Genomic DNA, 15084 nt, shown 5'->3' on the forward strand with positions numbered 1-15084 from the left:
ACCCCATAGTGCGCGATCAGAGGGTGATGCCCGTGGAAGTGGCCGCCGATCGATGTCGTGCGATGTACGCGGGTTATGGTTAGGATTCCATTCCGGATCACTACGGGCACAATCAGGCTTGATCCGCGCGCAGATGCATGCGTTTGCGCGCGCCAAATCGATGCCGGCACGCGACCGGATGTCCACATCTTCAGCGGTTTGCGAACCTGCATTTCACCGGACTGTCATTGAACTGGTCTAGCGCTGCTCCTGTCATCGTCGACGTCGAGGGAGCACGCCATGTCGAAGCCGGTGTTGGGCGCCGCACTGTCCATCAAATCGATCCCCGCCCACCGCGATTGGCTCCTCGAACGGCAACGCGATCTCGAAATCCAGGATTTTTTCCGCGCTGATCTGCTCGACGGCGACTGGCGCAGCGCTGCGACCGAGATCAAGCAGATGCTCGCGGGCCACACCGGGCGCCTCGGCATCCACGGTCCGTTCTGGGGCTTCAAGATCGACAGCCACGATCCGACGATCCGCCAGGCGGTGACCAGGCGCCTGCTTCAGGGCCTCGATGCCGCTGAATTCCTCGGCGCGACCCAGATGGTGGTGCACTCGCCGTTCACGACCTGGGACCACAACAATCTCGATCTCTATCCTGACAACCGCGCCAACATCGTCGAACGCGTCAAGGCAACGCTGGCCGAGGTGATCGCGCGCGCAGAAAACATCGGCTGCGAGATCGTCATCGAGAACATCGAGGACAAGGATCCGCGCGACCGCGTCCGTCTCGCCAAGGCGCTGGAAAGCAGCAAGGTCCGCGTCTCCCTCGATACCGGCCACGCCAATTACGCCCACATCTCTACCGGTGCGCCGCCGGTCGACTATTACGTCGAGACCGCCGGCGACATGCTGACGCATGTGCACCTCCAGGACACCGACGGCTTTGCCGACCGGCACTGGGCGCCGGGCGAAGGCAACATTCCCTGGGTCGCCGTGTTCCGCGCACTGAGCCGGCTGACGTCCGACCCGCGGCTCATTCTCGAGCTGCGCAATCACGACGACGTCCGCAAGGGCGCAGCGCATCTCGCCGCGCTCGGGCTTGCCGAATAATCGACGTCACAGGGCAGGGGTCACCGCCATGAGCAAGCTCACTCGTCGCACCATCCTGAAATCAGGCGGCGCTGCCGCCGGCACGCTATTGCTGCCGCGCTTTGCGATCGGGCAGGCCGACAACCGCCCGTCGGTGACGATTGCCGTGCAGAAGGTGACGAACGCCAACGTGCTTGATGTGCTGCGCGAGCAGTCCAATGTCGGCGAGCGCGTGTTCTTCTCTTCGATCTGGGAGGGCCTGATCTCCAAGAACTGGCGCGGCAGTCTCGAAGCGGTGCCGGGCCTTGCCACCGAATGGCGCCGCATCGACGACCAGACCGTCGAGGTGAAGCTGCGCCAGGGCGTGAAATTCCACAATGGCGACGAGCTCACGGCCGAAGACGTCGTCTTCACCTTCAGCCGCGAGCGCATGTTCGGCGAGACCGAGGCCAAGAGCCGCACCACCATCCAGGCCTTCGAAAAGATTCCGATGCCGAAGCCCGGCAAGGAATTGCCGCCCGACGTGCCCGCCGTCGCACGCCGCATCTGGCCGGACCTCGTTCGCGTCGATGCCGTCGACAAATACACGGTGCGCTTCTACAACGCGACGCCCGACATCACCATCGAGGGCCGGCTGTCGCGCTACGGCTCCGACATCATGAACCGCCGCGCCTGGGACGAATCCGCCAGCTATCTCGACTGGGCGCGCAAGCCTGTCACGACCGGTCCCTACAAGGTCGTCGAGCTCAAGCCCGATGTGTCGCTGACGCTGGAAGCCCACGACGAATATTGGGGCGGCCGTCCGCCGCTCAAGCGCATCCGCTTCCTTGAAGTGCCTGAGGTCGCCAGCCGCATCAACGGGCTCCTGTCGGGCGAATATCAGTTCGCCTGCGACATCCCGCCGGACCAGATCGCCGGCATCGAGAAGAATTCCGCCTTCGAAGTGCAGGGCGGCACCATCCTCAATCACCGTCTGACCGTGTTCGACAAGAACCACGCCGTGCTCGCCAATCCGCTTGTCAGGCGCGCCTTCACCCATGCGATCGACCGCCAGGCCATCGTCGACAGCCTGTGGGCCGGCCGCACCCGCGTGCCGAAGGGCCTGCAATGGGAGTTCTACGGCGACATGTTCAACGCCGATTGGGATGTGCCGGCCTACGATCCCAAGCTCGCGCAGGAGCTGCTCAAGCAGGCCAATTACAAGGGCGATCCGATCCCGTACCGGCTGCTCAACAACTATTACACCAACCAGGTCGCGACCGCTCAGGTGCTGGTCGAGATGTGGAAGTCGGTCGGCCTCAACGTGCAGATCGAGACCAAGGAGAACTGGTCGCAGATCATGGAGCGCGCGCCGTCCCGGGCCGTGCGTGACTGGTCGAATTCGGCGGCGTTCAACGATCCGGTCTCGTCGCTGGTTGCCCAGCACGGCCCCAACGGCCAGCAGCAGCAGATCGGCGAATGGACCAACGCCGAGCTGAACAAGCTCTCCGAGTTCCTGGAGACGTCGACCGACCGCGCGGCGCGCAAGAAGGCGTTTCACCGCATGCTGGAGATCGCCGAGCGCGAGGATCCCGCCTACACGGTGCTGCACCAGAACGCGACCTTCACGGCCAAGCCGAAGTCGATCAAATGGAAGGCGGCGCCGGCGTTCGCGATGGACTTCCGCGCCGGCAATTTCGAGGCCTGAGGTGACGCCGCTGGTCAGCATCCAGGGCCTCAGCGTCGCCTTTGGCGGCGCGCCGGTCCTGCGCGGCATCGAACTGACGTTGCAGAAAGGCGAGGCCCTGGGCCTCGTCGGCGAGTCCGGATCGGGCAAGTCGGTGACCTGGCTTGCCGCACTCGGTCTGTTGCCGCGGCATGCAAAGGTCTCGGGCTCGGTTCGTCTCGACGGGCGCGAATTGCTGGGCGCAGCGGCTTCCGAGCTCGACCGGATCAGGGGCGGGCGCATCGCCATGATCTTCCAGGACCCGGCGAGTGCGCTTAATCCGGTGCTGACCATCCGCAAGCAGCTTTGCGAGGCGCTGGCGCTGCACCGCGATCTCTCCGGCGAGGCGGTGAAGGCCGAAGCATTGCGGCTGCTTGGCCTCGTCGGCATTCCCGATGCGGCGCGGCGGCTGTCCGCCTATCCGCACGAATTCTCCGGCGGCCAGGTCCAGCGCATCATGATCGCGATGGCGCTGGCCGGAAATCCTGATCTGCTGATCGCGGACGAGCCGACCACGGCACTCGACGCCACCATTCAGGCGCAGATCCTGGAACTGCTCTCCACCATCCGCCGCGAGATGAACATGGCGATGGTCCTGATCAGCCACGATCTTGGCGTCGTCGCCGAAAATTGCGATCGGGTCGCGGTGATGTATGCCGGTCGCATCGTCGAGCAGGCGCCGGCGAACCAGCTCTTTGCCGACCCGCTGCATCCCTATGCGCAGGGCCTGATCGGCGCGCTGCCGCCGCTTGACGGACCGCGTCGCCGCCTGATCGCCATTCCGGGCACCGTGCCCGATCCCGCGCAGATGCCAGACGGATGCGCCTTCGCGCCGCGGTGTGCGCTGGCCGCCGAAGCTTGCGGCGCCACGGCTCCGACGCTCGCACCGATTGCCGACGATCGCGCCGTCGCCTGCATCCGGGCCGAGGCCTCACGCCGCGCGCTGCTCGGAATTGCCGCGGAATGAGCGCCCCGCTCGTCGAGGTATCCGCGATCTCGCGCAGCTATTCAATGCGCTCCGGAATGTTCGGCCGCGCCACGGCCGTGCATGCCGTCGACGGCGTGTCGCTGAGCATCCCCAAGGGCGAGACGCTGGGTCTCGTCGGCGAGTCCGGCTCGGGCAAGTCCACGACGGGGCGCATCGTGCTCGGGCTCGAGCCGCCCGACCGGGGTGATGTCAGGTTCGACGGCAAGCCGATGGCCGCGCTGGGGACACAGGCGTGGCGCACCCAGCGTGCCCGCATGCAGATGATCTTCCAGGATCCGCTCGGCGCGCTGGACCGACGCCTGCCGGTCGCAAGCCAGATCCGCGAGCCGCTGGATATCCACGGCATCGGCACAGTGGCCGAGCGCGAGGATCGCGTCCGCGAATTGCTCCGGGCGGTCGAGCTGACGCCGGCCCATGGGGCGCGTTATCCCGGGGCGCTGTCCGGAGGCCAACGCCAGCGCATCGTGCTGGCGCGCGCGCTGGCGACCAAGCCGGACTTCCTCGTCTGCGACGAGCCGGTCAGCGCGCTCGACGTCTCGATCCAGGCTCAGGTGGTGAACCTGCTCTGCGATCTCCAGGCCCGGCTCTCGCTGACGCTGCTGTTCATCAGTCATGATCTGCGCGTTATCAGGCAGATCAGCACTATCGTTGCGGTCATGTATCTCGGCCGTATCGTCGAGATCGGCAGCGCAGACGATCTGTTCGCGCGGCCGGAGCACCCTTATACGCAGGCGCTGGTGTCAGCGTCGCCCGCACCCGGCCGGCGCAGCGCCGGCCGCATCGTGCTGTCAGGCGATCCGCCGAACCCGGCCGCGCGCCCCAACGGCTGCGCCTTTCATCCGCGCTGCCCGCGCGCGCTCGCGCGCTGCGCCAGCGAGGTGCCTGTTCTCTCCGCCATCGGAGATGGCAGGCAGGTCGCCTGCCATCTCGTGACGGGGCCGCACGTCCAGACGCGGGACGCGGCGTGATGGGACGCTATTTCGCCATTCGCATCGGACGCGCGGCGCTGACGATCGTGCTCGTCGTCACCTTCGCCTTCGTCGTGCTGCGGCTTTCAGGCGATCCGGCGCTGATGATCCTGGGACCCGAAGCGCCGCCGGAGGTGCTTGCGGCCTTCCGCAAGGCCTGGGGTCTCGATGATCCGATCTGGTTCCAGTATCTCGATTATTTCGGCGCTATCGCCAAGGGCGAGCTCGGACGCTCCATGCGCGACGGAAGGCCCGCGATCGAGCTGGTGCTGGAGCGCATCCCGGCCACGCTCGCGCTGACCGTGCCGGCCTTCTTGCTCAAGGTCGCACTCGGCATTCCCGCCGGTATCTACGCCGCGCTGCATCGGGGCTCCGCGATCGACCGTGCCGTGATGATGACCGCGGTCGCCGGCTTCACCGTGCCGAGTTTTGTCCTCGCACTGCTCCTGGTGCTGGTGTTCGCCGTGCAGCTCGGCTGGCTGCCGTCGGGCGGGCAGGACAGCTGGCGCCACGCGATCCTGCCCATCGCGACGCTCAGCCTCGGCGGCGCGGCCGTATTGGCGCGCTTCACCCGCAGCGCCATGCTGGAAGTGCTGGGCCAGCCCTATATCCGCACCGCCTCCGCCAAGGGCGTGCCCTGGCGCATGGTGGTGACATCGCATGCACTGCCGAATGCGGCGATCCCGACCGTAACCATCCTCGGCTTCATGGTGGGCACGCTGATCGCCGGCGCGGTCGTGGTCGAGAGCGTGTTCGCCTGGCCGGGAGTAGGGCGCCTCCTCGTCGTCGCCGTCGCCAATCGCGACCTCGCCGTCGTGCAATGCATTTTGCTCCTCGTCGCGCTGACGATGGTGACATCGAACCTGATCGTCGACTTCCTTTACGGCTTCCTCGATCCGCGCCTGCGCGCCAAAGGGGCACACGCGTGACCGACACGACGTTGAAGGACGGGTCAAAACTAGGATCTGGCGTTCGCCGCCGCATCAGCCTGCCGGCGATCCCGCTCTCCGTGGCGCTCGCGATCGCCTGGATCATCGCGATGCTGGTGGTGGCCGCGCTCGCCGAGAAGATCGCACCCTATGGCTACACCCAGCTCGACCTGCGCAACCGGCTGTCGGCGCCCGGCAATGTCGCGCACTGGCTCGGCACCGACGAGCTCGGCCGCGACGTGCTGTCGCGGCTCCTGGTCTCGATCCGCATCTCGCTGCTGATCGCCTTCGGCGCGACCGCGATCTCGGCTGTGGTTGGCACCACGCTCGGCTTCCTCGCCGCGCATTTCCGCGGGCTGGTCGAGCAGCTCGTGCTGATGTTGACCGACTTCCAGGCCAGCATGCCGTTCCTGATCATGGCCCTCGCCGTGCTTGCCTTCTTCGGCAATTCGCTGCCGCTTCTGATTGGCCTGATGGGCCTGTTCGGCTGGGAGCGCTACGCCCGCATCGCCCGCGGCCTTGCCATTTCCGCCAATGCGCAAGGTTACGCCGCCGCGGTCCGCCAGCTCGGCGCACGGCCTTCGCGGATTTACCTGCGCCACATCCTGCCCAACATCGCCTCGACCCTGATCGTCTCGACCACCTTGGTCTTCCCCGAGGTGATCCTGATGGAATCAGGCCTGTCCTTCCTGGGCCTCGGCGTGCAGCCGCCGATGACCAGCCTCGGCAACATGGTCGGCTATGGCCGGGAGTACCTGACCCGGGCGCCCTGGATCATGCTGGCGCCGGCCACGACCATCGTCGTCACGACGCTCGCGGTCTCCGTGATCGGCGACTGGCTGCGCGACAAGCTCGATCCGACCCTGCAATAGGCCGCACGGGGAGCAGGGGAGGCCTGCGCCAGGCCAATCCGGGTGGTTTCGGGGCAAGTTCCCGTTGCACCTGATGCCCCCGTGCGCTATCCGGCCGGAAAGGCCTGAGGCGGCTGTCCTTTTCCCGCTCCGGCCCCAACCCGAGGACGGAAACGCCATGCCAGCCTATCGCTCCCGCACCACCACCCACGGCCGCAACATGGCGGGCGCACGCGGCCTCTGGCGCGCGACGGGCATGAAGGATGGCGATTTCGGCAAGCCGATCATCGCGGTCGTCAACTCCTTCACCCAGTTCGTGCCCGGCCACGTCCACCTCAAGGACCTCGGCCAGCTGGTTGCCCGCGAGATCGAGCAGGCCGGCGGCGTCGCCAAGGAGTTCAACACCATCGCGGTCGACGACGGCATCGCCATGGGCCATGACGGCATGCTCTACAGCCTGCCGTCGCGCGAATTGATCGCCGACAGCGTCGAGTACATGGCCAATGCGCATTGCGCCGACGGCCTCGTCTGCATCTCCAATTGCGACAAGATCACGCCCGGCATGCTGATGGCAGCGCTGCGGCTCAACATCCCCGCCGTGTTCGTTTCGGGCGGGCCGATGGAAGCCGGCAAGGTCAAGCTGCAGGGCAAGACCAAGGCGGTCGACCTGATCGACGCCATGGTTGCGGCGGCCGACTCCAAGGTCAGTGACGACGACGTCAAGGTGATCGAGCGCTCGGCCTGCCCGACCTGCGGCTCATGCTCGGGCATGTTCACCGCCAACTCGATGAACTGCCTGACCGAGGCGCTGGGCCTCGCGCTGCCCGGCAACGGCTCGGTGGTCGCAACCCATGCCGACCGCAAGCGCCTGTTCGTCGAGGCCGGCCACACCATCGTCGATCTCGTCCGCCGCTATTACGAGCAGGACGACGCCTCCGTGCTGCCGCGCAACATCGCCAACTTCAAGGCGTTCGAGAACGCGATGACGCTCGACATCGCCATGGGCGGCTCGACCAACACCGTGCTGCATCTGCTCGCCGCCGCCCATGAAGGGCAGGTCGCCTTCACCATGCAGGACATCGACCGCCTGTCGCGCCGCGTGCCCGTGCTGTGCAAGGTCGCGCCCTCGGTTGCCGACGTCCATGTCGAGGACGTGCATCGTGCCGGCGGCATCATGGGCATTCTGGGCGAGCTCGACCGTGCCGGCCTGATCGACACCTCGGTCTCCACCGTGCACGCCCCGACCATGAACGAGGCGCTGGAGCGCTGGGACATCAAGCGCTCGAAGAGCGAAGCGGTCAGGACCTTCTACCGCGCCTCGCCGGGCGGCATCCCCACGCAAGTCGCCTTCAGCCAGGAACGCCGCTACGACGAGCTCGATGCCGACCGCGAGAAGGGCGTGGTGCGCGATCTCGCGCATGCCTTCAGCAAGGACGGCGGCCTCGCCGTGCTGTACGGCAACCTCGCGCAGGACGGCTGCATCGTGAAGACCGCCGGCGTCGATTCTTCGATCCTGAAGTTCTCCGGCCCCGCGCGCGTGTTCGAGAGTCAGGACGCCGCCGTCGAAGGCATTCTCGGCGGCAAGGTCGTTGCCGGCGAGGTCGTGGTCATCATCTATGAAGGCCCGCGCGGCGGCCCCGGCATGCAGGAGATGCTGTACCCGACCAGCTATCTGAAATCGATGGGCCTCGGCAAGGCCTGCGCGCTCGTCACCGACGGTCGCTTCTCCGGCGGCTCGTCCGGCCTGTCGATCGGTCATCTGTCGCCGGAAGCGGCCGAAGGCGGCAATATCGGCCTCGTGCGCACCGGCGATATCATCGCCATCGACATCCCCAACCGCAGCATCACGCTGGAGGTCTCCGACGAGGAGCTCGCCAAGCGCCGCGCCGCGGAGGAGGCGAAGGGCGATGCCGCCTGGCAGGCGACGGGGCGCAAGCGCAACGTCTCGACGGCGCTGCAGGCCTATGCCGCGCTCACCACCAGCGCCGCGCGCGGCGCGGTGCGCGAGGTGAAGCGGCGCTCGAAGTAAGCGCGCGATGCATCCGCTCCTCGCGCGGATGGTCAACGACTGGTTAGCGGCCGGCGCAAGCCGGCCGTTCGCATTAAGGATGCCCCGACGAACTTCGGCAGAGCAGGGTTTTGCGGCGTATACTGCGCACGACCTTCGCTGAATCCATTTCGGTCAACTGGGGCACCACCGACATGTCTCGTACTCTTGCCGTCGTCTTCTCAACCGCCGTCGCCGCGATGTCCATGACGGGCGCGGCCTCCGCCGGCTGCTACAATTGCTACGCGCCGCCGCCGTGCACGACCTGCTACCAGCAGCAATACGTCGCGCCGCAATACCGCACCGTCGACGAGACCGTGATGGTGTCGCCGGGCTCGGTCGTCGCGCACCGCACGCCGGCGCAGTACCGCACCGTGATGGTGCCGCAGACCGTGATGGTGGCGCCGCCGGGTGTCCAGTACGAGCGCATCCCGCCGCAATATGCGACGCGCCAGCGCGTCGAGATGGTGTCGCCGGGCTATTCCTATTACGCGCCGGTGCAGACGGGCTGCGCGTCCTGCGGCTACTAGGCCGACGCACCGAGACCAGCACAACAAAGAAGATCTCGCGCGGCGCTTCCCCTCGGAGGCGCCGCGTTTTCTTTTGCGGACGAAGCCAAACGAGGCCCGGATATGGAGGCGAATCCACCCGGGCCTCGCGACCAGCGACGCCCTGGGCGGTGCCGCCAATGTCGGGGCTGGCTGAGCGCGCGGTTGCCAATGCAACCAAGCTTCGCTCAAAATTAGAGGATCGCCCTGACGCCCACCTGACAGGGCGCCTTTGCCGGCAAGCCGATGCGAACAGCCCCAACTTCGCGTTGCCTTGCCCGGCCGACTGCGTTAAGCGACAGCCATTCCGGACTTTCAGTCCGGGCTTTGGAAGGGTGGCCGAGTGGTTTAAGGCACCGGTCTTGAAAACCGGCGTGCCCGCAAGGGTACCGTGGGTTCGAATCCCACCCCTTCCGCCAGCATCTCAATTGTCCGGCCTGAAGACATAGGTAACAGGTTGTACCTAAGACATGGGTGACAACCTCATGCCGAACGGATTTTCAGGGTCACTCCACGCCTTCATGGCGCGGGCTCGGCACGCGCGTTCGCCGTCAACCCCGCCCGCCCAAGGCGCGCCCCTTCGCGCTTCGGGGTTGACGACGCAGCGCGGCAACTTGAGGGGGTGAGTTTTTGCGCGGTATTGATCATGGTAAATGCGATGGGAGGGGAAACGACCCAACCGGTTCCCTATTGACCGAATCTTAACGTGTTCGTAGTTTGTTCTCAAAGGGGAAAGCTTTGCAGTGGGGTGATGACGCTGTGAATACGGGAGAACGTCGTGTTTCGTCTAGAAGCGGCATCGGCGTATGGTCGCTGCGATGTCCAAGGATCTCTTAAATCCCCAGAGCGCGTTCATTTTTCGGATTTGCCACAAAAGCAACGTCGAGAAGGTGTTGAACGATGGCGGATGCATATGCGCAAACGACGCCGGTAACTCAAAATATGCTGAGATCGGTAACCAAGAGCTGATCTCTAAACGCAAGGCGCACCCGGTGCCGTGCGGGCCGGGTGGAACGCTTGGCGATTACGTGCCGTTCTACTTCACGCCGTACAGTCCGATGCTCTACAACATCAAGACCGGGTACAACGGTATTCCAAAGAAGCCAATCGAAGAGATCGTGATTTTAATCGCGTCGCTTCACTACCTGAAGGAAATTGGCATCCCTTTCGTGTTCACGGACCGACACGCTTACCTGAAGCTGGCGCAGTTCTCGGACGATTTGGCCAATTTGAATTGGATCATCTGGCCGGTCTTGCAGGTGAGGGATTTCAAGAAGGACGACATGGACAAGTTCGAGAAGTATCAGGCGGAAGCGCTAGTGCACAAGAAATTGCCGCTCGGCGCGCTGTCGGGGATTGCTTGCTACAACGATGCAGTGAAGACCGAGATTGAGGCCCTGTGCGATTCGAAAGGCCAGAAGGTGAAGATCGTCACTCGTAGAGACTGGTTTCTTTGACATGATCCGCTTTACGCAAGGCAATCTTTTGGACTCTGACGCCGAAGCGCTCGTCAATACCGTCAACACGGTCGGCGTGATGGGCAAGGGCGTCGCGCTCATGTTCAAGGAGGCATATCCGAAGAATTTCGAGGCATATGAAACGGCTTGTCTACTGAAGGAAGTCAAGGTCGGCAAAATGTTTGTGACTGAGCGTGTCGGGGAGATGTTCGGTCCCAGGTGGATCGTAAACTTTCCCACCAAAGCCCATTGGCGCTTCCCGTCCAAGATTGAGTGGATTGTTCATGGACTGGAAGATCTCAAGCAATTCATCAAGGACAAGGGCGTCAAGTCCATTGCACTGCCGCCGCTGGGGGCGGGCAACGGTGGACTGGCCTGGAAGGACGTTCGTTCGAAGATTGAGGCCGTCCTTGGCGAACTGAACGACGTAGATGTGATCGTCTACGAGCCAACCGCAAAATATCAGAACGTGGCAAAGCGGACCGGCGTGGAAAAGCTAACGCCCACGAGAGCACTCATAGCCGAATTGGTTCGCCGATATGCGATTTTGGGGTTTGACTGCACGCTTCTTGAAATACAGAAACTTGGATATTTTCTCGAGCGCTTCGCCGTGAAGCTGAACCTCGACAATCCGATGAAGTTTCAGTTTGCGGCTCGAAAGTTCGGCCCGTATTCGGAAAACTTAAAGCATCTCCTGAACGGACTCGATGGCAGCTACTTGCACTGTGACAAGCGCTTGGGGGATGCCGCACCCTTCGATGTTATTCGTTTCGACGACTCGAAGAAGGATAAGGTTGCAGCTTATCTGACGACGGCGGAGGCTAAGGAGTTTCGTACGGCTCTTGAGAAGACTTCCGAGTTGATCGATGGTTTCGAATCCCCGCTTGGAATGGAGCTTCTCGCGACAGTCGATTGGCTGGTCAATGAGGCGGGCGTTAAGCCGGACGTAAGCGCAGTGCGTAAGCGGCTTGCCAACTGGCCGGGAGGGAAGGAAGCAGGCGAGCGAAAGTTGAGGTTGTTCGAAGATCGAACAATCCAGATTGCACTGTCGTCGCTTGCAGAAGCAGAGCTAATTCCCTCGCTGAAGGATTAGACGTCTCTCTCTCTTCTCGTTTGACGTGCCATACAATGACTGATGTCTACGACCCGCGCTGCATTGCGAATCTGATGCTCGGCGAGAGTGCCCGAATGGGCCAGCCGATAGACCTGCTCGCGTTCGCCTCGTTCACGGATCCAGCGAACTCACATAAGCCGCAAGAGCGATCATGTCGTCCTGCGACAGCTTTTCGACGGTCGGTTTCATCAGGGCGCTGGCGGCGCCCGCGCGGCTGCCGTGCTGGAATTCGTAGAGCTGGCGCATGATGTAGGTCGGCGATCTCCCTGCGATCCCGGGCACGGTGTCGACGCCCTTCAAGTCCGGTCCGTGACAGAGACCGCAGGCGGCGGTCACGCCCGATCCGCCGGTCTTGGCGAGCGCCTCTCCCTTCGCCAGGCTTCCCAGCGGAACGTAAGCGGTGAATGTCGCGCGCGAGTCACGGAGCTCGAACTGAACGACATCGTCGGGCATTTCGACGATGCGCCGGCCGAGCGGTTCAAGTCCTCCCTCCGGGCTCCTGACGTAAAACAGGCGCGACGGTCCGGTTTTTGGAATCATGTCCGTTTCGACGACCTTGATGACCCGCTTGCGCTTCAGCGCGGAGAAATAGTCAGCCGCGGCGCTGATGTCGGCGTCCGTCATGCTCCTGACCGACGCCATCATGACTTGCGTGGAGATTCGTTGCGGCCCGGACATCGTTCTGGCGCCGCTTTTGAAGTCGGCAATCTGCTGGACGAAATAGTCGACGGGCAGGCCGGCAAGGCTGGCATTTTCGGGGCCGCCAGTGCCCTCGACACGATGGCAGGATCCGCACGCACGAATGTCGGGCTTGCGCCCGTTCGCGACAATATCAGGCATCGCCGGATGGGCGTCCGGATGCCAGTCGAGCGCGGCGAAAAGATCGCGCGCCTGTTTCCAGCTGAACGCAGCGGTGCTTCCCGGAAGCATATTGGGCGTGTCGGTGGGTGGGGGCACCTGGACGGTCGGGTCCCACAGGAAGGCCCACGCGGGAAGTCCGTCAGACGCCGGGGGATGGGATGAGCCAACGCCATCCTGGGCGAAACCATCGCTGCTCGCAGCAAACGCGATTGCGATCAGGGTCAATGCGCGTAGCGAAATTCTTCCTGGGAATATCAAGATTGCCTCCTCGCGGCGCTGCCGCTCTTCCGCAAGCCGCACGATCCAAACGCCGATCGATCCCATGGCAGGGGAGGCCGAGATCGATCGGTTTGGTCAAATGAGCCAGCCGCTCCCGGCGCGACGGCGGCGTTCTCCGCGCTGGCCACGATGTGCGGGATCGACCGCTCTCATCGGCCGGCGTTCTGATGCCGGTCGGGCGGTGCCCGCCGAAGCCTGCCCGCTCTTGCGCGGATGAAAAGCGTGAGCTTCTTCGCGCTCTCGCGGACGATCGCGAAGAACATCATGAGCCACGTCGCAAGCGCGGCGCACCACAAGAGTGCGTCTAGCGTCTCCGCCATGCAATTTCCTCCAACAAATGACTGCTTCAAAAACGCACGAGGCCGGCGAGCAAAACGCCGAACACAACCGCTCTCGTGAAAATCCTCCAGCCGCCGGCAACCTAGCCGGCCCGGGCATGGTCCGTATGGAAAACATTGCGCAGATTGTCGCAGCCCTATAGCATTCCGGAATTCGAGACTGGGGGCAGCCTTGGAAAGAGCCGAGCTCGAGCGCCTTGCCGGCCGCCGCTTGCGGCTGAGCTTCGAGGACATCGTGAACCATCCCGGGTTGCCGGAGGCTCGGCGCGCCTATCTCGATAGCTTCACTGAGGTGTACGGCGGCGATCCGTTTCTGGTTCGTCTGTTGCTCCAGGCCGGCCGATTTTTCGTGTTTCATTGTGCAGCCGTGCTCGAAGCCGCGCAGGACCTGTCGCGGCGTGAAACCTGGTTCACGGTTGCCGCCCTGAAGCAGCAACTGGCCATGTTCGGCTATGCCAGCCCGCGCCAGATCGATCACCTGCTGGCGCGGCTCTGCGAGGTCGGCTTCATCGAGCAGAGCCGGGCCCCGGGCGATGGCCGCGTGCGCCTCCTGGCGACCACGAACAAGCTTCGTTCGCATCACACCGAGTGGCTGGCCGCCCATTACGTGCCGCTTGCCAGGCTCTATCCCGATCACGACTACAGCCCTGTGCTGTCGCGAGACCGCGCCTTTCATGCCCTGCATTGCCGCGCCTGCCTGCCGTTCACCGCTGTCGGCGCCCGCCTCATGATGACCCTTCCCGACACGTTGCTGTTCTTTGCTCACGCTGCGGGACCGCTGATCCAGTACGCGCTGCTGAAGGCGGCACTCGATGCGGGCGATCTGGCGGCGCAAGTTCCTTACATGGATGTTGCGGACCGCTTCGGGGTATCCCGAACCCACGTCCGCAATCTGATGAAATCGGCGGAGGCGGCAGGTCTCGTCAGAATCGTCGGTCGGGGCGGCCGAAACATCGAAATCCTCCCGCGGCACTGGGTGAGCTACGATCGCGGCCTGGCCGTCGGCATGTACTTGCACGACGTCGTCAATCTCGTCGCCATGCAGGAGTGGACGAAGCAGCCGAACGAGGACGCAAGGCGCCAGCTTGCCGTTTGATTGGCGGCCAATCCGGCGGGAGCCGGCAATTTAATGTCAACTAAAGCGACATGAAACTTGCGGGCCGCGCATTTTCATGTCAATGATAGTGGCATGAAATCGAGTCGCGCCAAAAGCCCACGGCCTTACCGCCAAACAAGCCGCGCCGACGCTGCGGAGGAAACGGCCCGCCAGATCCTCGATGCATTCGGCGACAGCATGCGTCGGCAATGGTTCGACGAGGTGACGCTGGAGGAGGTGGCTGAGCGTGCCGGCGTCAACGTGCGGACGGTCATTCGTCGCTTCGGCGGCAAGGATGGGCTGCTCGAGGCATTCGTCGACGACTTCATTCCATCCATCGCCATCGACCGAACAACGCCACCCGGCGACGTCGTGGCCGCGATCGACCGGCTGATGGATGTCTACGAGACCTGGGGCGATAGCGTCATCCGCAACCTCGCCCAGGAGCCACGTCATGCGCCGTTGAAGCGTCTGCTCGATCTCGGCCGCGAACGACACCGCAACATAACGGCAGAGACCTATGCTCCATGGCTGGGGCGTCTTGCGCCGCCGGAGCGGGAAAGGACACTCGACGCCCTCGTCGCCGCCACCGATGTCTATGTCTGGAAGCTCGCTCGGCGGGACATGGCGCGCTCCCGCGCGGAGACCGCGCGGATGATGCGTCTGCTTGTCGATGCCGTGCTCAAGCAGGCGTCCGCAATCCAAGGGAAGGGGAGCTCATCGGCATGATCACGCGTCGTCCACTGAATTTTCTGTTCGCGACCGCCCATCTCGGCGGCAATGTTTCACCTGTCATGCCGGTGGTCCGGCAGCTTGTTGCATCAGGACA

At 64.1% G+C, this 15084-nt stretch carries 13 protein-coding genes and 1 tRNA gene; 13 read left to right on the forward strand and 1 reads right to left on the reverse strand.

The window, feature by feature from the left end:
- Positions 1 to 279: 279 nt before the first annotated feature.
- The 11 genes from G8O24_RS28575 (at position 280) to darG (ending at position 11660) form a co-directional block, all read left to right on the forward strand.
- Positions 280 to 1095, forward strand: coding sequence for a sugar phosphate isomerase/epimerase family protein (locus G8O24_RS28575; protein WP_188105199.1), 816 nt, complete (start codon positions 280 to 282; stop codon positions 1093 to 1095).
- Positions 1096 to 1123: 28 nt separating this feature from the next.
- Positions 1124 to 2761, forward strand: coding sequence for an ABC transporter substrate-binding protein (locus tag G8O24_RS28580; protein WP_188105201.1), 1638 nt, complete (start codon positions 1124 to 1126; stop codon positions 2759 to 2761).
- Between the two features lies 1 nt (position 2762).
- On the forward strand, positions 2763 to 3746 hold the full coding sequence (locus G8O24_RS28585) for an ABC transporter ATP-binding protein (protein ID WP_188105202.1): 984 nt from the start codon (positions 2763 to 2765) through the stop codon (positions 3744 to 3746).
- Positions 3743 to 4735 carry an ABC transporter ATP-binding protein gene (locus G8O24_RS28590; protein ID WP_188105204.1) on the forward strand — a complete coding sequence of 331 codons (993 nt, stop codon included), beginning with the start codon at positions 3743 to 3745 and terminating at the stop codon, positions 4733 to 4735. The genes G8O24_RS28585 and G8O24_RS28590 overlap by 4 nt, the downstream gene beginning before the upstream one ends.
- Positions 4735 to 5664 carry an ABC transporter permease gene (locus G8O24_RS28595; RefSeq protein ID WP_188105205.1) on the forward strand — a complete coding sequence of 310 codons (930 nt, stop codon included), beginning with the start codon at positions 4735 to 4737 and terminating at the stop codon, positions 5662 to 5664. The genes G8O24_RS28590 and G8O24_RS28595 overlap by 1 nt, the downstream gene beginning before the upstream one ends.
- Positions 5661 to 6536, forward strand: coding sequence for an ABC transporter permease (locus tag G8O24_RS28600; RefSeq protein ID WP_188105206.1), 876 nt, complete (start codon positions 5661 to 5663; stop codon positions 6534 to 6536). The genes G8O24_RS28595 and G8O24_RS28600 overlap by 4 nt, the downstream gene beginning before the upstream one ends.
- Positions 6537 to 6693: 157 nt before the next feature.
- Entirely contained in the window at positions 6694 to 8544 is a 1851-nt protein-coding gene (ilvD, locus tag G8O24_RS28605; protein ID WP_188105208.1) for a dihydroxy-acid dehydratase, read from the forward strand.
- 224 nt (positions 8545 to 8768) lie between these two features.
- Positions 8769 to 9092, forward strand: coding sequence for a hypothetical protein (locus G8O24_RS28610; protein ID WP_188105304.1), 324 nt, complete (start codon positions 8769 to 8771; stop codon positions 9090 to 9092).
- 347 nt (positions 9093 to 9439) lie between these two features.
- Positions 9440 to 9529, forward strand: a tRNA-Ser gene (locus tag G8O24_RS28615).
- A gap of 399 nt (positions 9530 to 9928) precedes the next feature.
- Positions 9929 to 10567, forward strand: a complete 639-nt coding sequence (gene darT / locus G8O24_RS28620) for a type II toxin-antitoxin system toxin DNA ADP-ribosyl transferase DarT (RefSeq protein ID WP_188105210.1) — start codon at positions 9929 to 9931, stop codon at positions 10565 to 10567.
- 1 nt (position 10568) lies between these two features.
- On the forward strand, positions 10569 to 11660 hold the full coding sequence (gene darG / locus G8O24_RS28625; protein WP_188105212.1) for a type II toxin-antitoxin system antitoxin DNA ADP-ribosyl glycohydrolase DarG: 1092 nt from the start codon (positions 10569 to 10571) through the stop codon (positions 11658 to 11660).
- Positions 11661 to 11792: 132 nt separating this feature from the next.
- On the opposite strand, the gene G8O24_RS28630 is transcribed toward darG, so the two are convergent.
- Positions 11793 to 12611 (reverse strand): c-type cytochrome, encoded by an 819-nt coding sequence (locus G8O24_RS28630; protein WP_244646034.1) that lies wholly within the window; start codon positions 12609 to 12611, stop codon positions 11793 to 11795.
- A gap of 720 nt (positions 12612 to 13331) precedes the next feature.
- Here G8O24_RS28630 and G8O24_RS28635 point away from each other — a divergent pair.
- Positions 13332 to 14255: a hypothetical protein gene (locus tag G8O24_RS28635; RefSeq protein ID WP_188105216.1), complete on the forward strand. Its 924-nt coding sequence runs from the start codon at positions 13332 to 13334 to the stop codon at positions 14253 to 14255.
- Between the two features lie 93 nt (positions 14256 to 14348).
- Positions 14349 to 14984 (forward strand): TetR/AcrR family transcriptional regulator, encoded by a 636-nt coding sequence (locus G8O24_RS28640; protein WP_188105217.1) that lies wholly within the window; start codon positions 14349 to 14351, stop codon positions 14982 to 14984.
- Positions 14985 to 15084: the final 100 nt, after the last annotated feature.

It is taken from the genome of Bradyrhizobium campsiandrae (assembly GCF_014529705.1).
In the GTDB taxonomy this organism is placed as follows: domain Bacteria; phylum Pseudomonadota; class Alphaproteobacteria; order Rhizobiales; family Xanthobacteraceae; genus Bradyrhizobium; species Bradyrhizobium campsiandrae.

Excerpts from the sequence above, each read along its gene's own strand:
- G8O24_RS28580 (WP_188105201.1), top strand. The coding sequence starts at position 1,124 with ATGAGCAAGCTCACTCGTCGCACCATCCTGAAATCAGGCGGCGCTGCC.
- G8O24_RS28610 (WP_188105304.1), top strand. The coding sequence starts at position 8,769 with ATGACGGGCGCGGCCTCCGCCGGCTGCTACAATTGCTACGCGCCGCCG.
- G8O24_RS28595 (WP_188105205.1), top strand. The coding sequence starts at position 4,735 with ATGGGACGCTATTTCGCCATTCGCATCGGACGCGCGGCGCTGACGATC.
- G8O24_RS28640 (WP_188105217.1), top strand. The coding sequence starts at position 14,349 with ATGAAATCGAGTCGCGCCAAAAGCCCACGGCCTTACCGCCAAACAAGC.
- ilvD (WP_188105208.1), top strand. The coding sequence starts at position 6,694 with ATGCCAGCCTATCGCTCCCGCACCACCACCCACGGCCGCAACATGGCG.
- darG (WP_188105212.1), top strand. The coding sequence starts at position 10,569 with ATGATCCGCTTTACGCAAGGCAATCTTTTGGACTCTGACGCCGAAGCG.
- G8O24_RS28575 (WP_188105199.1), top strand. The coding sequence starts at position 280 with ATGTCGAAGCCGGTGTTGGGCGCCGCACTGTCCATCAAATCGATCCCC.
- darT (WP_188105210.1), top strand. The coding sequence starts at position 9,929 with ATGTCCAAGGATCTCTTAAATCCCCAGAGCGCGTTCATTTTTCGGATT.
- G8O24_RS28590 (WP_188105204.1), top strand. The coding sequence starts at position 3,743 with ATGAGCGCCCCGCTCGTCGAGGTATCCGCGATCTCGCGCAGCTATTCA.
- G8O24_RS28630 (WP_244646034.1), bottom strand. The coding sequence starts at position 12,611 with ATGCTTCCGGGAAGCACCGCTGCGTTCAGCTGGAAACAGGCGCGCGAT.